This is a genomic window from Pseudomonas sp. MWU13-2517, from assembly GCF_023242545.1.
Classification (GTDB): Bacteria; Pseudomonadota; Gammaproteobacteria; order Pseudomonadales; family Pseudomonadaceae; genus Aquipseudomonas.
In genome coordinates, this window is the sequence record NZ_JALMFA010000010.1 from 72,001 (window position 1) to 92,083 (window position 20,083).

At 59.9% G+C, this 20,083-nt stretch carries 16 protein-coding genes; 5 read left to right on the forward strand and 11 right to left on the reverse strand.

Features of this window, described 5'->3' with window-relative positions; genetic code table 11:
* Positions 1–87 precede the first annotated feature (87 nt).
* From M5B97_RS15945 to M5B97_RS15990, 10 genes are all read right to left on the reverse strand, one after another.
* Positions 88–1,059, reverse strand: a complete 972-nt coding sequence (locus tag M5B97_RS15945) for a peptide ABC transporter ATP-binding protein (RefSeq protein WP_123714546.1) — start codon at positions 1,057–1,059, stop codon at positions 88–90.
* Complete coding sequence (locus tag M5B97_RS15950) at positions 1,059–2,027, reverse strand: ABC transporter ATP-binding protein (RefSeq protein ID WP_123714547.1); 969 nt, start codon at positions 2,025–2,027, stop codon at positions 1,059–1,061. Before M5B97_RS15950 ends, M5B97_RS15945 begins: the two co-directional genes overlap by 1 nt.
* A 10-nt stretch (positions 2,028–2,037) precedes the next feature.
* Positions 2,038–2,949 carry an ABC transporter permease subunit gene (locus tag M5B97_RS15955; protein WP_248731991.1) on the reverse strand — a complete coding sequence of 304 codons (912 nt, stop codon included), beginning with the start codon at positions 2,947–2,949 and terminating at the stop codon, positions 2,038–2,040.
* A 10-nt stretch (positions 2,950–2,959) separates the two neighbouring features.
* Positions 2,960–3,970: an ABC transporter permease subunit gene (locus M5B97_RS15960; protein ID WP_123714548.1), complete on the reverse strand. Its 1,011-nt coding sequence runs from the start codon at positions 3,968–3,970 to the stop codon at positions 2,960–2,962.
* Positions 3,971–4,045: 75 nt separating this feature from the next.
* The gene (locus M5B97_RS15965) at positions 4,046–5,644 is read right to left on the reverse strand and encodes an ABC transporter substrate-binding protein (RefSeq protein ID WP_248731992.1); all 1,599 of its coding nucleotides are present in this window, start codon (positions 5,642–5,644) and stop codon (positions 4,046–4,048) included.
* 80 nt (positions 5,645–5,724) lie between these two features.
* Positions 5,725–7,122, reverse strand: a complete 1,398-nt coding sequence (locus M5B97_RS15970; protein WP_134658710.1) for an OprD family outer membrane porin — start codon at positions 7,120–7,122, stop codon at positions 5,725–5,727.
* Positions 7,123–7,292: 170 nt separating this feature from the next.
* Positions 7,293–8,897 carry an ABC transporter substrate-binding protein gene (locus M5B97_RS15975; RefSeq protein WP_248731993.1) on the reverse strand — a complete coding sequence of 535 codons (1,605 nt, stop codon included), beginning with the start codon at positions 8,895–8,897 and terminating at the stop codon, positions 7,293–7,295.
* A gap of 305 nt (positions 8,898–9,202) precedes the next feature.
* The gene (locus M5B97_RS15980) at positions 9,203–10,831 is read right to left on the reverse strand and encodes an ABC transporter substrate-binding protein (protein ID WP_134658708.1); all 1,629 of its coding nucleotides are present in this window, start codon (positions 10,829–10,831) and stop codon (positions 9,203–9,205) included.
* A gap of 258 nt (positions 10,832–11,089) precedes the next feature.
* On the reverse strand, positions 11,090–12,691 hold the full coding sequence (locus M5B97_RS15985; protein WP_248731994.1) for an ABC transporter substrate-binding protein: 1,602 nt from the start codon (positions 12,689–12,691) through the stop codon (positions 11,090–11,092).
* A gap of 90 nt (positions 12,692–12,781) precedes the next feature.
* Complete coding sequence (locus M5B97_RS15990; RefSeq protein WP_123714554.1) at positions 12,782–13,498, reverse strand: SIMPL domain-containing protein; 717 nt, start codon at positions 13,496–13,498, stop codon at positions 12,782–12,784.
* Positions 13,499–13,716: 218 nt separating this feature from the next.
* Here M5B97_RS15990 and M5B97_RS15995 point away from each other — a divergent pair, with 218 nt between their 5' ends.
* The 3 genes from M5B97_RS15995 (at position 13,717) to M5B97_RS16005 (ending at position 17,356) form a co-directional block, all read left to right on the forward strand.
* Positions 13,717–14,979: an ATP-binding protein gene (locus tag M5B97_RS15995; protein WP_248731995.1), complete on the forward strand. Its 1,263-nt coding sequence runs from the start codon at positions 13,717–13,719 to the stop codon at positions 14,977–14,979.
* On the forward strand, positions 14,972–15,532 hold the full coding sequence (locus M5B97_RS16000; RefSeq protein WP_003171731.1) for a response regulator transcription factor: 561 nt from the start codon (positions 14,972–14,974) through the stop codon (positions 15,530–15,532). Before M5B97_RS15995 ends, M5B97_RS16000 begins: the two co-directional genes overlap by 8 nt.
* A gap of 99 nt (positions 15,533–15,631) precedes the next feature.
* Positions 15,632–17,356, forward strand: a complete 1,725-nt coding sequence (locus tag M5B97_RS16005; protein WP_248731996.1) for an ABC transporter ATP-binding protein/permease — start codon at positions 15,632–15,634, stop codon at positions 17,354–17,356.
* Between the two features lie 122 nt (positions 17,357–17,478).
* Here M5B97_RS16005 and M5B97_RS16010 read toward each other — a convergent pair whose 3' ends face one another.
* Entirely contained in the window at positions 17,479–17,916 is a 438-nt protein-coding gene (locus M5B97_RS16010; RefSeq protein WP_017138275.1) for a DUF1043 family protein, read from the reverse strand.
* Positions 17,917–18,062: 146 nt separating this feature from the next.
* Here M5B97_RS16010 and M5B97_RS16015 point away from each other — a divergent pair, with 146 nt between their 5' ends.
* Both M5B97_RS16015 and M5B97_RS16020 read left to right on the forward strand, forming a co-directional pair.
* Entirely contained in the window at positions 18,063–18,692 is a 630-nt protein-coding gene (locus M5B97_RS16015; RefSeq protein WP_248731997.1) for an alpha/beta fold hydrolase, read from the forward strand.
* 24 nt (positions 18,693–18,716) lie between these two features.
* Positions 18,717–20,072, forward strand: coding sequence for a tryptophan--tRNA ligase (locus M5B97_RS16020; RefSeq protein ID WP_123714558.1), 1,356 nt, complete (start codon positions 18,717–18,719; stop codon positions 20,070–20,072).
* Positions 20,073–20,083 lie beyond the last annotated feature (11 nt).

The following is a 20,083-nucleotide window of genomic DNA, read 5'->3' on the forward strand; positions in this document are numbered from 1 at the left end:
GCCGGACTGATGCGCAATCCGACGGGTGGGGCGGTGGAACTCATCCAATGCTCCGGTCTCAACACCCGGAGCATTTTTATTGCGGGGTCAGGCGACGAACTGTTCCGCGTAGTGACACGCCACTTGGCGGTTATCCAAGGCGCGCAACTGCGGCTCCTCGCTGCTGCAGCGAGCCGTCGCGTACGGGCAGCGCTTGTGGAAGGCGCAGCCAGGTGGCGGGTTCAGCGGGTTGGGCAGCTCGCCGACGATCTTGATCTTCGGCTTGTTCGGGTCCGGGTGGATGGTCGGGGTGGCCGACAGCAGCGCCTGGGTGTACGGGTGCAGCGGGCGTGCATAGATGTCTTCCTTGGGGCCCACTTCCACCGGGCGGCCGAGGTACATCACCATCACGTCGTCGGCGACGTGCTGCACCACCGCCAGGTTGTGGGAGATGAACACGTACGCGGTGTTGAACTCCTGCTGCAGGTCCATGAACAGGTTGAGCACCTGGGCCTGGATCGACACGTCCAGCGCGGAAGTCGGCTCATCCGCCACCAGCACTTTGGGTTGCAGCATCATCGCCCGGGCCAGGGCGATACGCTGGCGCTGGCCACCGGAGAACATGTGCGGATAGCGCTGATAATGCTCAGGGCGCAGGCCCACTTGCTTCATCATCGCCTGCACTTTCTCGCGGCGCTCGCTGGCGGACAGGTTGGTGTTGATCAGCAAGGGCTCGGCCAGTTGATCACCGACTTTCTGGCGTGGGTTCAATGAGGCGTACGGGCTCTGGAATACCATCTGCACGTCTTTGCGCAGTTGCTTGCGCTGGGCCCTGTCGGCGCCCGCCACTTCCTGGCCGGCGATTTTCAGCGACCCTGACGATGGCTCTTCAATCAGCGTCAGTGCACGGGCCAGGGTGGATTTGCCGCAACCCGACTCGCCCACCACGGCGAGCGTCTTGCCGGCTTCCAGCTCGAAGGACACGCCATTGAGGGCACGCACCGTGGCGTGGCCCTTGAACAGGCCACGGGACACTTCGTAATGACGGGTAAGGTCGCGGGCGGTAAGAACGACGGCCATTACGCCACCTCCTGGTTCAGCGGGTAGAAGCAGCGGGCGAGGCTGTTGCTTTTCGGGTCAAGGCCTGGACGCTGGGCACGGCAGGAGTCCTGCACGTACGGGCAGCGCGGCGATAGCAGGCAACCCTGCGGGCGGTCATAGCGGCCGGGCACGATACCCGGCAGCGTGGCCAGGCGCGTGGCGCCAAGGCTGTGCTCGGGAATCGCCTTGAGCAGCGCTTCGCTGTAGGGGTGTGCCGGAATATCGAACAGTTGTGGCACCTGGCCGACTTCGACCGCCTGGCCTGCGTACATCACGCACACGCGCTGGGCGGTTTCAGCCACCACCGCCAAGTCGTGGGTGATCAGCACCAGGCCCATGTTCTGCTCTTTTTGCAGGGCCAACAGCAGGTCCATGATCTGGGCCTGGATGGTCACGTCCAGTGCAGTGGTCGGTTCGTCGGCGATCAGCAGCTTGGGTTCGCCGGCAATTGCCATGGCGATGGCCACACGCTGGCTCATACCGCCGGACAATTGGTGCGGGTAGGCATCCATACGGCTGGCGGCGCCTGGGATTTCCACTTTTTGCAGCAACTCGATAGCGCGTTTGCGTGCTTGCTTGCCGGACATCTTCAGGTGCAGACGCAGCACTTCTTCAATCTGGAAACCCACGGTGTAGCTGGGGTTCAGTGCGGTCATCGGGTCCTGGAAGACCATCGCCAGGTCCTTGCCGACGATCTGGCGACGCTGACGGTTGCTCAGCTTGAGCATGTCCTTGCCGTCGAAGGTCAGCGCGTCGGCGGTGACAATGCCCGGGTGCTCGATCAGGCCCATCAGCGCCATCATGGTCACGGATTTACCCGAGCCCGACTCGCCAACGATCGCTAGTACTTCGCCTTTGTCGACCGACAGGTCGAGGCCATCGACCACCGGTACGGCGGTCTTGTCGCCGAAGCGGACGTTGAGATTCTTGATTTCTAACAGTGACATGGGAATCTCCTCAGGCGGCGTTCTTGAGTTTCGGGTCCAGCGCATCGCGCAGGCCGTCGCCCATCAAGTTGATTGCCAGCACGCTGAGCAAAATGGTCAAACCAGGCAGGCTCACGACCCACCAGGCGCGTTCGATGTAGTCGCGGGCCGAGGCCAGCATGGTGCCCCACTCCGGGGTTGGCGGTTGCACGCCAAGGCCGAGGAAGCCCAGTGCCGCGGCATCGAGGATCGCCGACGAGAAGCTCAAGGTGGCCTGAACGATCAGCGGCGCCATGCAGTTGGGCAGCACAGTAATGAACATCAGGCGTGGCAGGCCGGCTCCGGCGAGACGGGCGGCCGTCACGTAGTCGCGGTTCAGTTCGCCCATCACGGCCGCGCGGGTCAGACGTACATAGGACGGCAGCGACACGATGGCGATGGCGATTACGGTGTTGATCAGGCCAGGGCCGAGGATCGCGACAATGGCAACGGCCAGCAGCAGCGATGGCAGGGCCAGCATGATGTCCATCAGACGCATGATGGTCGGGCCGAGCATGCGCGGGAAGAAGCCGGCGAACAGGCCCAGCAGGATCCCCGGGATCAGCGACATCACCACCGACGACAAGCCGATCAGCAGCGACAGGCGCGAGCCCTGGATCAGGCGTGAGAGCAAGTCACGGCCCAGTTCGTCGGTGCCGAGCAGGAACTGCATCTGCCCGCCTTCCAGCCACGCCGGAGGGGTCAGCAGGAAGTCACGGTATTGCTCGCTCGGGTTATGCGGTGCGACCCAGGGCGCGAAGATCGCGCAGAACACGATCAGCAACATGAACAGCAAGCCGGCAACCGCGCCTTTGTTCTTGGAGAACGCTTGCCAGAATTCTTTGTACGGGGACGGGTACAGCAGGCTTTGATCGACTGCTGACACTTGAGTAGGTGTGGTCATGGTCATGATCTCAGCGCTGGTGACGGATGCGTGGGTTGGCGAAGCCGTAGAGGATATCCACCACGAAGTTCACCAGGATCACCAGACAGGCGATCAACAGGATGCCGTTTTGCACCACCGGATAATCCCGTGCACCAATGGCTTCGATCAGCCATTTGCCGATGCCGGGCCACGAGAAGATGGTTTCGGTCAATACCGCACCGGCCAGCAGCGTGCCCACTTGCAGGCCGACTACGGTCAATACCGGGATCAGCGCGTTACGCAGGCCATGCACGAAAACTACACGCGTTGGCGACAGGCCCTTGGCCTTGGCGGTGCGGATGTAGTCCTCACGCAATACTTCGAGCATGGAGGAACGGGTCATCCGCGCAATCACCGCCAGCGGGATGGTGCCGAGCACGATGGCCGGCAGGATCAGGTGGTGCAGCGCATCGAAGAACGCGTCCGGCTCGTCAGCCAGCAGGGTGTCGATCAGCATGAAGCCGGTGCGCGGCTCGATGTCGTAGAGCAGGTCGATACGCCCGGAAACCGGGGTCCAGCCCAGGCTGACCGAGAAGAACATGATCAGGATCAGGCCCCACCAGAAGATCGGCATCGAATATCCCGCCAGGGAGATGCCCATCACCCCATGGTCGAACAGGGATCCTCGCTTCAAGGCCGCGATCACCCCGGCCAGCAGGCCCAGGATACCGGCGAACAACAGGGCGGCCATGGACAGTTCCAGGGTCGCCGGGAAGAGCGCGGTGAACTCAGTCCACACGCTGGTGCGGGTACGCAGCGATTCGCCAAGGTCGCCGTGGGCGAGTTTGCCGACGTAATCCAGGTATTGCGCATACAACGGTTTGTTAAGACCAAGGCGTTCCATTGCCTGTGCGTGCATCTCTGGGTCGACGCGCCGCTCGCCCATCATGACTTCGACAGGGTCGCCAGGGATCATGCGAATCAACGCAAATGTGAGCAACGTGATGCCGAAAAACGTGGGGATCAATAACCCCAGTCGGCGGGCAATAAAACTAAACATCGGGTTGTGTACCTCAATCAGCCGGTTAGGCAGGTCCGGCGCCGTCAATGTCGACGGCGCCGAGCGTTTTTCTTATTACTTCACCTGGGTGGTGGCGAAGTTATTGGTCGTCAGAGGGCTTTGGATATAACCCTCGACGTTCTTGCGCATGGCGGTGAACATTTTCGGATAGGCCATGGGGATCCAGGGTTGGTCCTTGTCGAAAACGTCCAGAGCTTGTTCATAGAGTGCCGCGCGCTGGGTCGGTTCAGCGTTGCCACGGGCTTTGTCGATCAAGTCCTGGAACTCTTTGTTACACCAACGTGCGTAGTTTTCGCCGTTTTTTGCGGCGTCGCAACTCAGGTTCGGGGTGAGGAAGTTATCCGGGTCCCCGTTATCCCCCGCCCAGCCGGCGGATACCATGTCGTGCTCGCCGGCTTTGGCGCGCTTGAGCATTTCGCCCCATTCCATGACCTTGATATTGACCTTCAGGCCGATCTGGGCCAGATCCGCTTGCATGCGCTGGGCGCCGAGCAGCGGGTTAGGGTTGGTCGGGCCGCCGCCGTTACGGGTGAACAGGGTGAACTCGGTACCTTCCGGCACGCCGGCTTCCTTGAGCAGGGCGCGGGCCTTGTCCAGGTCACGTGGCGGGTTCTTCAACTTGTCGTTGAAACCTAGCAAGGTCGGCGGATACGGGCCGGTGGCGTCGACGGCGTTGCCTTTGCCGTAGAGCGATTCGTTGTAGCCTTTTTTGTCGAACGCGATGTTGATCGCGTGGCGCACCCGCGCGTCGCTCATGTACTTGTGCGTGGTGTTCAGGGCGGTGTACGCGGTGGTCATCGCCGCCAGTTCATCGACTTTCAGGTTCGGGTCTTTCTTGATGCTCGGAATATCATCGGGCTTGGGATACAGCGCGACCTGGCATTCGTTGGCCTTGAGTTTCTGCAGGCGCACGTTGTTGTCGGTGGTGATTGCCAAAATCAGCGGATCAGCCGGCGGCTTGCCACGGAAGTACTCCGGGTTGGCCTTGAAGCGTACCTGGGCGTCCTTGGCATAGCGCGTGAAGATGAACGGCCCTGTGCCGATCGGCTTGGCGTTCAGGTCATCGGTGTTGCCGGACTTGAGCAACTGGTCGGCATATTCGGCGGAGTGGATCGAGGAGAATGCCATGGCCAGGTCGGCCAGGAAGGGTGCCTCAGGACGTGTCAGGGTAAAGACGACGGTGTAGTCATCGGTCTTCTCTACGCTCTTGAGCAGTTCCTTGAAGCCCATGCTTTCGAAGTAGGGGTAGCCCACAGCGGACTTTTTGTGCCAAGGGTGGTTCGGGTCCAGTTGGCGCTGGAAACTCCAAAGCACGTCGTCGGCGTTCATATTGCGCGTGGGTTTGAAATAGTCGGTGGTGTGGAACTTGACGTCGTCACGCAGGTGAAAGGTGTAGGTCAGGCCATCGGCACTGATATCCGGCAGGGCCTTGGCCAGTGCTGGAATCACTTCAGTGGTGCCGGGCTTGAAATCCACCAGGCGGTTGAACATGGTTTCAGCGGCGGCGTCGGCGGTGACGGCCGTGGTGTACAGAACCGGGTCAAAACCTTCCGGGCTGGCTTCGGTGCAGACCACCAGCGGTTTGGCCGAAACGCCGATCGCCACGCTCAGCAGCGCAGCGGCCATGGCGGCTTGTAACGGGAGCATTTTCATTCAGAACCCTCTGCAATCGATGGAGCCAGACAAGCGTAGACGGCAGGCTCGTCCTGAGCCCGCCGTGTACCTGGCGCTAATTAAAGAATATTGAACGGGATGGTGGTGACCAGGCGGAATTCACGGATGTTGCCGTCAGCCTGGTTTTCACTGGCGCGGTGGGTCACGTAGGTGCCACGAATGGTGGTTGCCTTGAGTGAGCCGCTCTGGATCGCGTAGGACGCGCCCACGCCATATTCCTGGTGGGTTTCGCCGTCCATCAGGCGCAGGTCGCTGCGGCGCACGCCCGATTCACCGTAGGCGGTGCCGGTGTAGTGAGTACCGTCGATACCCCAGCCGCGCGCCGAGTAGGCATTGAATTTCAGGCCTGGCACGCCGTATTCAGCCATGTTGAGGCCGTAGGCGATCTGGAAGGACTTCTCGTTCGGTCCGTTGAAGTCGGACGTCAGGGAGTTGGCCAGGTAGATGCCGTTGGTTTCGTGCAGGTAGTCGAAGTATTCGTCACCGTTGATGGCCTGGTAGGCGAAGGTCAGGCTGTGGGCCTGGTGAGTCAGGCCCAGAGACAACGAGTAAGTGTCGTTGTCGATCTTGCCCATCTTCTTGCTGCCGGTGTCGGTGGTTTTATAGTAGTTCAGGCCGGTGGTCAGACCCAGGACGCTGCTGTCGCCCAGTTCGTGAGTGGCGCCGACGTAGTACTGGTTCCAGAAGTCCTCGACGTTAGCCGCGAACACGCTGGTTTTCAGGCTCTTGAACGGCTGGTAGTTGAAGCCCAGGGTTTTCACCTTGTCGGTGGTCTGGCCGTTGCCGTATTCGGAACGGAACTTCGACAGGCTTTGTTCGGTACGCGGCGAAACGCGATCGAAGACGCCGCCCTGGAACGACAGGTTGCTGAATTCCTGGCTGTCGATCGAAATACCTTCAAAGCTCGAAGGCAGCGCACGGTTGCCGATGGTGTCGACGATTCCGCTGCTGAAGTTCTGACGACCGGCGGTCAGTGTGGTGTTCGAAGCGCGGAACTTGACGTTGGCCAGGCCCAGTTTGCTCCACTGGTCAACGGCGTCGCCGTTGGAGTCGGCCAGCGTACGGTTGGAACCACCCTTGATGTCGCGCTTGCTGCGATCCAGAACCAGGGCGTTATAGACGGCTACTTCGGTGCTCACGCCAATGGTGCCCTGGGTGAAGCCAGAGGTGCCGTTGAGGATGGTGCCTTGTACCCAGTTGGTGCGGTAGGCGTCGGTACGGGTCTCACCATGTTTTTCATAGGAGAATTTACCGCCACGGAATTTGTTTTCATTGGAAAACCAGTTCCGGGTGGTACCGCCCAGGCTCGCTCCGTCGATAAAGCCCTTGGCCTCGCTTTGGGCGCTGGTGCCGGCCAATGTGGTTGGAACGAAGTCCTGGCTTTGGGTTTCAGCGAAGGCGGTTGCCGTGATGCTGCTGATGGCCAGGGCCAGAAGCGCTTTGCTGCTCAATTTCATGGGTGGAGCTCCTTTGGTTCTCTTTTTATGCCGGTCTTTTTAGGTGAACCGGCTATTGGTGTGTAACTCGTTCAAGCTATTGCAAACGTTTGGCGTAGGAAAAATCCTAACAAAAGGCTGCGCGTTTGCAGCAGAGCCGTTCCCGCCCTGCGCAATCCGGTTATTTATTTTTATGGGTTGATACTGACGCCCGAGAACACGTTGCGGCCGAAGGGGCTTACCTTGAAGCCTTCGACTTTGGCGCTTAACGGCTGATTGACCGTCGAGTGGGCGACTGGCGTGATCGGCACCTGGGCTTTAAGCAGTTGCTGCGCCTGTTTGTACAGAACAGTCCTTTGTTCGCGGTCGGTAACGACCTTGGCTTGCTTGATCAGCTTGTCGTACGCCGGGTCGCACCACATGGAGTAGTTGTTCCCGCCGATGGCGTCGCAGCTGTAAAGGGTGCCCAGCCAGTTGTCCGGATCACCGTTGTCGCCGGTCCAGCCGATGAGGCTGATATCGTGCTCACCGTTCTTGGTGCGCTTGATGTATTCGCCCCACTCGTAGCTGACGATCTTGACCTTGAGGCCGATCTTGGCCCAGTCGTTCTGCAGCATCTCGGCCATCAGCTTGGCATTGGGGTTGTATGGCCGCTGCACGGGCATGGCCCACAAGGTGATCTCGGTGCCTTCCTTCACGCCGGCAGCCTTGAGCAGTTCCTTGGCTTTTTCCGGGTTGTAGGCGGCATCCTTGATGGTGTCGTCGTAGGACCACTGGGTAGGGGGCATCGCGTTGACCGCCAGTTGCCCGGCGCCCTGGTACACGGCGTTCAGGATGCTTTGCTTGTTGACTGCCATGTCCAGCGCCTGGCGCACTTCGAGCTGGTCGAAAGGTTTGTGGCGCACGTTGTAGGCGATGTAGCCGAGGTTGAAACCGGGCTTGGTCAACAGTTGCAGGTTCGGGTCGGCCTTGAGCGCGTCGACATCGGCCGGGCGCGGGTGCAGGGTCACCTGGCATTCGCCGGCCTTGAGTTTCTGCACCCGTACCGACGCGTCGGTGTTGATGGCGAAGATCAATTGATCGAGCTTGACCCGGCTCGGGTCCCAGTACTGTTTGTTCGCCACATAGCGGATCTGTGAATCCTTCTGGTAGCGCTGGAACACAAATGGGCCGGTGCCGATCGGCTTCTGGTTGATGTCGCTGGGCTTGCCTTCCTTGAGCAACTGCTCGGCGTATTCAGCCGAGAGGATCGCGGCGAAGCTCATGGCGATGTTCTGCACGAATGCAGCGTCGACCGTGTTCAGGGTCATCACCACGGTGTGCGGGTCGGTTTTCTCGACCTTGGCAATGTTCTTGTTCAGGCTCATCCCGTTGAAGTACGGAAACTCGGTGGGGTAGGCCTTGCGAAACGGATGGTCGGGGTCAAGCATGCGGTTGAAGGTGAACAGCACGTCGTCGGCGTTGAAGTCGCGCGTCGGCTTGAACTCCTTGTTGCTGTGGAACTTCACCCCTTCGCGCAGGTGGAAGGTGTAGGTCAGGCCGTCTTCGGAGATATCCCACTTGGTTGCCAGCCCAGGCACCACGTTGGTCGCGCCTTTTTCAAACTCGACGAGGCGGTTGTACAGAGGCTCTGCCGCATCGTTGTCGGTGGCGGTGGTGTATTGCGCAGTGTCGAACCCGGCGGGGCTGCCTTCGGAGCAGAACACCAGGCTCTTCTTGTCGGCGGCTTGGCCCATCGTGGCCACAGCCAGCAGGCTGGTGCCAAAAATTGCGGATAGAACGGTGGTATGGCGCATGACGATCCCGATCCTTGTTTGTAGTTATCAACCAGTCAGCAATCTCCCAGGCCTGGGGCCGAAGAGACCTGACTGATCCCACACACAGCAAGTGCCTTTCTCAGAATGAAGCTGCTGCTGTCCTACGACGTTATGGGTCGTGGATCCTGCAGTAAATGCGTCAAATCTGACTGACCTTGTAGGTAACGGAGCCGCGGATCGCAGTTCATTGCTGTAGGACGGCAATGAGTTCGCTGTGGTCTGTTTCCTACAGTCTCGGCGGATGTAATAACGGCGACGCTGGGAAGCGTCGCCGTTATAGATCCTTACTTGCCGCTTACGCTGACGCCGTAGAAGGAGTTCAAGCCAAACGGGCTGATCTTGAAGTCCTGCACGGTGTTGCGCATGGGTTGATACACCGTCGAGTGCGCGATAGGTGTCATCGGGACTGCATCTTTGAGGATATGTTGCGCCTGCTTGTACAGCTCGGTGCGTTTGGCGACATCCGATGTGGCCTTGGCTTCTTTTACGATGCCGTCGAATTTTTTGTCGCACCATTTGGAGAAGTTGTTACCGCTCAGCGAGTCGCAGCCGAACAGCACGTTCAGCCAGTTGTCCGGGTCACCATTGTCACCGCTCCAGCCAATGATCATGGCCTGGTTCTCGCCGCCTTTGGAGCGCTTGATGTACTCGCCCCACTCGTAGCTGGTGATTTTCACGTTGAGACCGATCTTCTTCCAGTCGTTCTGCAGCATTTCAGCCATCAGCTTGGCGTTCGGGTTGTACGGACGCTGAACCGGCATGGCCCACAGGACGATCTCGGTACCTTCCTTGATGCCGGCTTCCTTGAGCAGCGACTTGGCTTTCTCAGGATCGTACTTGGCGTCCTTGATGGTGGTGTCGTACGACCATTGGGTCGGCGGCATGGCGTTGACGGCCAACTGACCAGCACCCTGGTAGACGGAGTCGATGATCTGCTGTTTGTTCACCGCCATGTCCAGCGCCTGGCGCACGCGCAGGTCTGCCAGCGGGTTTGGCTGGTCACTGCCCTTGACCTTGTCCATGACGTTGTAAGCGATGTAGCCCAGGTTGAAACCGGCCTGGTGCGGCAGTTTCAGGTCCTTGTCTTCACCCAGCGCCTTGAGGTCGGCCGGACGTGGGAACAGGGTGACCTGGCATTCGTTTTTCTTGAGCTTCTGGATGCGTACCGATGGGTCGGTGGTGATGGCGAAGATCAGGTTATCGATCTTGACGTCCTCCGGCTTCCAGTAGTCTTTGTTGCCGGTGTAACGAATGTTGGAGTCTTTCTGATAGCTCTTGAACACGAACGGGCCAGTACCGACAGGCTTTTGGTTGATGTCGGCAGCTTTGCCTTCTTTCAACAGTTGCGCGGCGTATTCGGCCGACTGGATCGACGCGAAACTCATTGCCAGGTTCTGGATAAAGGCGGCGTCCACAGTGCCAAGGACGAACTTGACGGTGTGGTCATCGACTTTTTCGATGTTCTTGATGTTTGTGTCCATCCCCATGTCCGTGAAGTACGGGAACTCGGTGGGGTAGGCTTTGCGGAACGGATCGTCCTTGTTGATCATGCGGTTGAACGTGAAGAGCACGTCATCGGCATTGAAGGTACGCGTGGGTTTGAAGTACGGGGTGGTATGGAACTTCACGCCGTCGCGCAGGTGGAAGGTGTACGTCAGGCCATCTGGGGACACCTCCCAGCTGGTAGCCAGCCCAGGAGTTACAGCGGTGCCGCCGCGCTCGAACTGGGTCAGGCGGTTGAACATGGTTTCGGCCGAGGCATCGAAGTCTGTTCCGGTGGTGTACTGGCCCGGGTCAAAACCTGCGGGGCTGCCTTCGGAGCAGAACACCAGGTTAGTCGCCGCTTGGGCGAAAGGGGCTGCTGCCATAAGGCCAGCGCTGACTATTAGCGGAATGACTGCGTGTTTAAGCATGTTGGCCTCATGATTTGTTGTCATTTTTGGTGGTGAGGGCGACCTCGTGAGTCGGCCTGCGGATACTTATGCAGGGGCCATACCCATTGCAAGATGCAGAACCGTTGCGAGACTTAAAGTGTGGTACGAACGTACAGGAATGTCGCAATTATGAAAGTTTGTACATAATTACGTACGTATTGAGGTTTTTTTCGGTGCAGTGCGCGCACCAAAAAAGCCCAACCGAGGCGTCTGGCGCACTCGGTTGGGGCGGCGCTGTTACTTATCTAGACTGACACCATAGAACGGTGTGAGCCCAAAAGGGCTGATTTTGAAATCACGGACTTCCTTGCGCAGGGGCTGGAAAACCGTCGAGTTCGCAATAGGCGTTATAGGTACTTGTTCCTTGAGGATTTTTTGTGCCTGTTGATACCACTTGATGCGTTGCTCACGGTCGTTGCTGACCTTGGCCTGCTGCACCAGTTTGTCGTAGGCCGGGTTACACCATTTGGCGTAGTTGCTGCCCTTGACCGCGGCACAACTGTAGAGCACGCCGAGCCAGTTATCCGGGTCGCCATTGTCGCCGGTCCAGCCATAAATCATCGCATCGTGTTCGCCGTTTTTGGCGCGCTTGATGTATTCGCCCCACTCATAGCTGACGATGTTGGCTTTGATGCCGACTTTTCCCCAGTCCTGCTGGATCATTTGGGCGGACATCCGCGCATTCGGGTTGGAGGCGCGCTGGACAGTCATTGCCCACAGGTTGATGGTAGTACCGGGTGCAACTCCTGCTTCTTTTAGTAGCGCCCGGGCCTTGGTCGGATCATACGGGGCATCCTTGATTGCCGGGTCATAAGACCACTGCGCTGGAGGCAAGGCGTTTTGCGCCAATTGTCCGGCGCTCTGGTATACCGCCTTGATGATGGCCGGCTTGTCGATGGCCATATCCAGGGCCTGGCGTACTTTCAGCTGATCCAGTGGCGGGTGGGTCACGTTGTAGGCCAGAAACCCCAGGTTGAAACCGGCTTGTTGCAGCACCCGCAGGTTAGGGTCCTGCTTCATGACTTCGATATCGGACGGGCGCGGGTAACCGCTGACCTGGCATTCGCCGGCCTTGAGTTTCTGCAAGCGTGCGGCGGCGTCCGGGGTGATGGCGAATATCAGGTTGTCGAGCTTCACGTCCTCGGGCTTCCAATACTGCTTATTGGCCGCGTAGCGAATCTGCGAGTCTTTCTGATAGCGCTTGAACACGAACGGCCCTGTACCCACCGGCTTCTGGTTGATGTCTTCGGCCTTGCCTTCCTTTAATAACTGGGCGGCGTACTCGGCCGATTGCACGGAGGCGAAACTCATGGCCAGGTTCTGCACGAACGATGCGTCGACGTTGTTCAGGCTGAAACGCACGGTGTGCTCGTCGAGTTTGTCGACGCTCTTGATCGTGGTGTTCAAGCCCATGTCGGTGAAGTAGGGCGATTCGGATGGATACGCCTTGCGAAATGGGCTTTCAGCGTCCAGCAGGCGATTGAAGGTAAACAGCACATCGTCCGCATTGAAGTCGCGGGTGGGCGTGAAGTAATCGGTGGTGTGGAATTTCACCCCGTCGCGCAGATGGAAGGTATAGGTCAGGCCGTCGTTGGATACGTCCCAGCGGGTCGCCAGCCCGGGCTCGACTTCGGTGCCGCCGCGCTTGAACTGAGTCAGGCGGTTGAAGACCGTTTCGGCGGAGGCATCAAAGTCGGTACCGCTGGTGTACTGGCTGGGGTCGAAGCCGGCGGGGCTGGCTTCGGAGCAGTAGACCAGGGTGCTCGCCGCCTGGGCCATCGGCATGAAGGCCAGGAGTCCAGCGGCGAGGATGAGCGGTTTTACGGCGATTCTTTCCATGGAGACCCCTGAAATGGCAGGCATATATAAGCTGCCCAAACGAAAACGGCGGAACCGAGGTTACCGCCGTTAACGTTTGTCAGATAGGGGTCATTGCATCTGCACTTCGATCACGCCATCAGCGCTCATGTTGACCTGGCTGGTGCCGGCTTCGACTTGCGGGGTCGGCGCCGAATCCATCATGGCCGCCTTCATCATCATCCCGCCATTGCGGGCGTACGGTTGTGGGTAACCGTTGGTGTTGAAGTTCAGGTTGACGATCTTGTAGCCCTTGCCGCCCAGAGCATCAGTGGCCAGTTGCGCGCGGGCCTTGAAGGCGGCAACGGCCTCTTTGAGCAGGGCATCTTCACTGGCCTTGCGCGTGGCATCGGCGATGGCGAAGTCCATGTTTTCCATTTTCAGGGTGTTGAGCATTTCACCGGTGAGCTTGGACAGCGCCGGGAAGTCTGCGCTTTCCAGGCGCAGTTCGGCGCGCTCACGCCAGCCGGTGATCTTCTGGTTCTTGCTGTCGTAGATCGGGTAGCTGTTGCGGCTGCCCTGGCGCAGGGTCACCGCTTTGACTTCACGGGCCTGGTCCAGGGCCTTGTTCAGGGTGGTGGTGATTTCGGCAGCGAGTTTGGCAGGGTCGCTGTTTTGGGATTCGGTGTAGAGGGTGACGATCATCTTGTCGCGGGCAACCTCCTGGCTGGCCTCGGCACGCAGGGAAATCTGGTTGTAGTTCAGCCCTTCTGCCGCCATGGCCGGCAGGCTGGCCAGGGTGGCAACGCCGAGGGTGATAACAGCTGCACTGCGAATGAAACGAGACATGGAAGTTCCTTGTGAAAGTCGTGTTGGGACAGTCGTGTCCGGTATGACTGTAGACGGGAGCGGTGGGTTCTTCGGGTTTACACATTCGCTACAAGTTACGAGGGGCCGACGAGCGGTCATCTGCCCGGCCTGCGTCAAAGAGCCACACACGCCGTGCCGTGCGGTCTGCTTCGTTTATACTCCTGCCGATCCGCCTGCTGCGCTCACCGGGAGAGCTCATGCTCGCCGCCGTAAAACTGACTTCCGCCACCCGCCAGAACCTCTGGCGTCTGACGTTCATTCGCACCTTGGTACTGGCCGCCCAGGCCGGCTCCGTCGGGCTTGCGTATTGGTTTGACCTGTTGCCGCTGCCATGGCTGCAACTGGGCGTGACCCTGGCATTTTCCACGGTGCTATGCGCGTTCACTGCTATTCGCCTGCGTACCACGTGGCCAGTGACCGAGCTGGAATATGCCCTTCAATTGGCGTGCGACCTGTTTATCCACAGTGTCTTGCTGTATTTCTCGGGGGGGTCCACCAACCCCTTTGTTTCTTATTACCTGGTGCCGCTGACGATCGCTGCCGTGACGCTGCCGTGGCGCTATTCGGTGGTACTGTCGGGCATTGCGTTGACGCTCTACACCTTGCTGCTGGCGCAGTTCTATCCGTTGCAAACCTTCCCCATCGCCCGGGAAAACCTGCAGATCTACGGGATGTGGCTGAGCTTTGCGCTGTCCGCTGCCGTCATCACCTTTTTTGCGGCGCGAATGGCTGAAGAGTTGCGCCGCCAGGAGGAACTGCGCGCCATTCGCCGCGAAGAGGGCCTGCGCGACCAGCAATTGCTGGCCGTCGCGACCCAGGCCGCCGGCGCCGCCCATGAACTGGGCACGCCGCTGGCAACCATGAGCGTGCTGCTCAAGGAAATGACTCAGGATCATCATGACCCGGCCCTGCAGGATGACCTCAGTGTGCTGCAGGAGCAGGTCAAACAGTGCAAGCTGACCTTGCAGCAACTGGTGCGTGCTGCCGAAGCCAATCGCCGCCTGGCGGTTGAAATGCAGGATGTGACCCAGTGGATCGACGAAGCGCTGAACCGCTGGCATCTGATGCGCCCCGAGGCCAGTTACCGCTTTCATCTATTGGGGCAGGGCAGTGTGCCGCGCATGGCGCCGCCGCCGGACCTGACCCAGGCGCTGCTGAACCTGTTGAACAATGCGGCCGACGCCTGCCCCGAGGGCTTGGGCGTGCAGTTGGACTGGGACGCGGAAAACGTGACCATCAGCATTCGTGACCACGGTGCGGGCGTGCCGCTGGCCATTGCCGAGCAGATCGGCAAACCCTTCTTTACCACCAAGGGCAAAGGCTTCGGCCTGGGCCTGTTTTTGAGCAAGGCCAGCGTGACCCGCGCGGGCGGCTCAGTGAAGCTCTATAGTCATGAGGAAGGTGGCACGCTTACCGAGCTGCGCCTGCCCCGTGTCGCACGAGGAGATATCGATGAGTGACGAGATCCAAGTCGAAGGCGAAGAACTGCCGCACCTGTTGCTGGTAGATGACGACGCTACCTTTACCCGCGTCATGGCGCGGGCCATGAGCCGTCGCGGTTTTCGCGTGAGCACCGCCGGTTCCGCCGAAGAGGGCCTGACTATCGCCCAGGCCGACCTGCCGGACTACGCCGCGCTCGACCTGAAAATGGACGGCGACTCAGGCCTGGTGCTGCTGCCCAAGTTGTTGGAGCTCGACCCGGAAATGCGCGTGGTGATCCTCACCGGTTATTCGAGCATCGCCACCGCCGTCGAGGCGATCAAGCGCGGCGCCTGCAACTACCTGTGCAAACCGGCGGACGCCGACGACGTACTGGCCGCCTTGCTCTCCGAGCACGCCGACCTCGATACCCTGGTGCCGGAAAACCCGATGTCGGTGGACCGTCTGCAGTGGGAGCACATCCAGCGCGTGCTGACCGAGCACGAAGGCAATATCTCGGCCACCGCCCGCGCTCTGGGGATGCACCGCCGCACCTTGCAGCGCAAGCTGCAGAAGCGTCCGGTACGGCGCTGAACGCCGGCTGAACAATCTGTTTCAGGCTGTACGGAGCTGCGAACCGATCCTCTATGATCGGTTCAAACGCCTGCCATCTTTTCCTACCGAGCCTGAACGATGAATCAAAACGCTGAGTATTCTGCGGTCAATGACGCCGTGCGTGGGCAATTCTTTCGCCGAACCTGGGCGATGATCACGCCCTATTGGCGCAGTGAAGAGAAAGGCAAGGCCTGGTTGTTGCTCGCTGTCGTGATTGGCTTGTCGCTGTTCAGCGTGGCAATTTCCGTGTGGCTCAACCACTGGTACAAGGATTTCTACAACGCTCTGGAGAACAAGGACACGGCTGCCTTCTGGCGACAGATCGGCTACTTCTGCGGGATCGCGGCGGTGGCTATTCTCGGCGCGGTCTACCGCCTGTACCTGACGCAGATGCTGACCATTCGCTGGCGTGCCTGGCTCACCGAAAAGCACTTCGCCCGCTGGCTGGCCGACAAAAACTACTACCAGCTGGAGCAGGGCGGCTACACCGATAACCCCGACCAGCGGATTTCCGAAGACCTCAACACCTTCACCTCCAGCACGTTGAGCCTGGGCCTGGGCCTGTTGCGCAACGTGGTCAGCCTGGTGTCGTTCTCGATCATCCTGTGGGGCGTATCGGGCAGCATCGAAGTATTCGGCGTCACCATTCCCGGCTACATGTTCTGGTGTGCGCTGTTGTACGCCGCCGTCGGCAGTTGGCTGACGCACCTGATCGGCCGCCGCTTGATAGGTTTGAGCAACCAGCAACAACGCTTCGAAGCGGACCTGCGTTTCTCCATGGTGCGCGTGCGTGAGAACGCCGAGAGCATCGCCTTGTACAATGGCGAGCCGAATGAAAATCAACGCCTGAGCGCACGGTTCGGCAAGGTTTGGCATAACTTCTGGGACATTATGAAAGTGTCCAAGCGCCTGACGTTTTTCACCGCCGGCTACGAACAGATTGCCACCGTCTTTGCGTTTGTTGTGGCCGCGCCGCGCTACTTTTCCGGCAAGATCGAACTGGGTGAGCTGATGCAAATCAACTCGGCGTTCGGCAACGTGCAAGGCAACTTCAGTTGGTTCATCAGCGCTTATTCCGACCTGGCCGGCTGGCGCGCGACCAGCGACCGTCTACTGAGTTTTCAACAGGCCATGAGCGAAAACGAGCAACGCCCGGCGACTATCGACGTCAGTGCGCAGGGCGAACGCCTGGTGGTGCAAGGCTTGGGCATGAACCTGGCGGATGGTCGTCACCTGCTCACCGATGCCAACATGATCGTGGAGCCGGGTCAGCGCGTCATGCTCAGCGGCCGCTCCGGCAGCGGTAAAAGTACCTTGCTGCGTGCGATGGGGCACCTTTGGCCTGCCGGCCACGGCAGTATTCGCCTGCCGGACAAACGTTACCTGTTCCTGCCGCAGAAGCCCTACCTGCCGATTGGCACACTCAAGGCCGTGTTGAGTTATCCACAGGACGACAGCGTCTACTCGGCAGAACGTTATGCACAGGTCCTGGAAACCTGCCGCTTGCCGCATCTGGTTGGCTGTCTTGATGAGGCCAACCACTGGCAACGCATGCTTTCACCGGGGGAGCAGCAACGCCTGGCCTTCGCCCGCGCCCTGTTGTTCGCACCGCAGTGGCTGTACATGGACGAGGCTACTTCCGCCATGGATGAAGAGGATGAAGCAACGCTTTATCAGGCGCTTATCGATGAACTGCCGGGCCTGAGTATCGTCAGCGTCGGCCACCGCAGCAGCCTCAAGCGCTTCCATGGGCGGCATGTGCGGATTGAGGGTGGGTGGTTGCAGGAGCAGCCTGTGGCCTGAACGCGGTCAAAATGTGGGGCGAGCAAGCCCGCTCCCACAGCCGCTGGTCTTGAGAATGAGCACTTAACAAAAAGCCCGGCTGATCATCGATCAGCCGGGCTTTTTTTGTGCTTGGAGAAGACTTACTTCTTCAAGCCGTAATGCTCATCCAGCATGCCGGGGGCGTTCGGCGTTTTTGGCGCGTAGTCCCGTGGTGGCTCCTGGTTTTCCCGTGGTGGGGTCAGGCGCTCACGTGGGGCTTGCGGTGCATCGGAATGCAGCGCGGCCAGCAGGCGCTGACGGGTGATGTCGTCGAGGGCCAGGCGGTTGGCGCCATCGGCGAGGTGGTCCTGTACTTCCTGGTAGCTCTGGGTGAGCTTCTTGACCAGGGTCGCGGTGCTGTTGAAGTGGGTAACAACCTCGTTCTGATAACTGTCAAAACGTTCCTGAATGTCATCCAGCTGACGCTGCGTGCGGTTAGGCGCGGCATTTGGCAGCAGGCGAGCAACCAGGAATCCAATGGCGACACCGGCAACCAGGGCGAGAGTCGGCAACAACCAAACTAAGAGCGAGTGTTCCACGAGTCCTTCCTCTATAAACGGCTTTGCTTTACGTTAACGGCTCGGACCTGCGCTGTATACCGCGATTAAGCTCGCAATCATGCCATGCACAGACTTTTAGCTAGACGAGTCGACCCCTTGAGAGGTCACGGAGTTCATCCTTGCTCATGCGTGAAACCCCCGTTTTGATCGAAGGCCCGGTGGGTCAATTGGAAGCCTTGTACCTGGATCACCCCGAGCCACGTGGCCTGGCGCTGATCTGCCACCCCAATCCGGTGCAGGGTGGGACCATGCTCAATAAAGTCGTGTCGACCCTGCAACGCACCGCCCGCGATGCGGGTTTGATTACTTTGCGTTTCAACTACCGTGGTGTCGGTGCCAGTGCCGGTACCCACGACATGAGCACCGGTGAAGTGGATGACGCCGAAGCAGCCGCGACCTGGCTGCGGGAAAAACACCCGGACTTGCCGATCACGCTGCTCGGTTTTTCCTTCGGCGGCTATGTGGCTGCCAGCCTCGGCGGGCGCCTGGAAGCCAAGGGTGAAAAGCTTGCGCACTTGTTCATGGTGGCGGCGGCGGTGATGCGCCTGCGCGATACGGACCCGCTGCCGCTGGGCTGCCCACTGACCCTGATCCAGCCGGAAACCGACGAAGTGGTCGACCCCCAGACCGTCTACGACTGGTCCGCTGCCCTCAAACGCCCCCATGAGCTGCTGAAAGTGGCAGAATGCGGACACTTTTTTCATGGCAAGCTGACCGATCTCAAGGATCTGGTACTGCCGCGCCTCTCGAATTGATAGCAGTCTGATAAGCGATTACCCATGACGACTCGTACCCGTATCCTCACCGGCATCACCACCACCGGCACGCCGCACCTGGGCAACTACGCCGGCGCGATCCGCCCGGCGATTCTCGCCAGCCAGGACGCCAATGCCGATTCCTTCTACTTTCTGGCTGACTACCACGCCCTGATCAAATGCGATGACCCGCAGCGCATCCAGCGCTCGCGTATGGAAATCGCCGCGACCTGGCTGGCCGGCGGCCTGGATGTGAACCGGGTAACGTTCTATCGCCAGTCCGATATCCCGGAAATCCCCGAACTGACCTGGCTGCTGACCTGCGTGGCCGCCAAGGGCTTGCTCAATCGTGCCCATGCCTATAAGGCCTCGGTGGACAAGAACGTGGAAGCCGGTGAAGACCCGGATGCGGGCATCAGCATGGGCCTGTACAGCTACCCGGTACTGATGGCGGCGGACATCCTGATGTTCAACGCGCACAAGGTGCCTGTCGGCCGTGACCAGATCCAGCACGTGGAAATGGCCCGTGACATTGGCCAGCGCTTCAACCACCTGTTCGGCAACGGTAAAGAATTCTTCACCATGCCCGAGGCGTTGATCGAAGAAAGCGTCGCCACCTTGCCGGGCCTGGATGGCCGCAAGATGTCCAAGAGCTACGACAACACCATCCCGTTGTTCACCAGCGCCAAGGACATGAAAGACGCCATCTCGCGCATCGTCACCGACTCCCGTGCGCCCGGCGAAGCCAAAGACCCGGATAACTCGCACCTGTTCACCCTGTACCAGGCGTTTGCTACGCCGGCCCAGGAGCAGGAGTTCCGCGCCGAACTGCTGCAGGGCCTGGGCTGGGGGGAGGCGAAGAATCGCCTGTTCCAACTGCTGGATGGCCAACTGGGCGAAGCTCGTGAGCGTTACCATCAGCTGATGTCGCGCCCCTCGGACATGGAAGACCTGTTGCTGATCGGCGCCAAGAAAGCGCGCGCCGTGGCCGCACCGTTCCTGGCCGAGCTGCGTGAAGCGGTGGGCCTGCGTTCGTTTGTCGAACAGACAGCAGCGCCGGTCGCCGCCAAAAAGAAAGCGGCGAAAGCGGCGCGTTTCGTGAGCTTTCGCGAAGACGACGGCAGTTTCCGTTTCCGTTTGCTGGCGGCCGATGGCGAGCAACTGCTGCTGTCGCGCAACTTTGCCGATGGCAAAGCCGCGGGTGCGGTGACCAAGCAGTTGCAAAGCGGTGACCCACTGGACGTACGCAGCGAAGCCCTGGGCTTCACCGTATGGCTGGGCGGCGAGGCCGTGGCCGACAGTGCCAAGTTCGCCGACGAACAGTCGCGCGATGCGGCCATCGCCGCATTGCGCGTAGCGTTGACCCCTATCGAGGATTAACCCGACCAAGG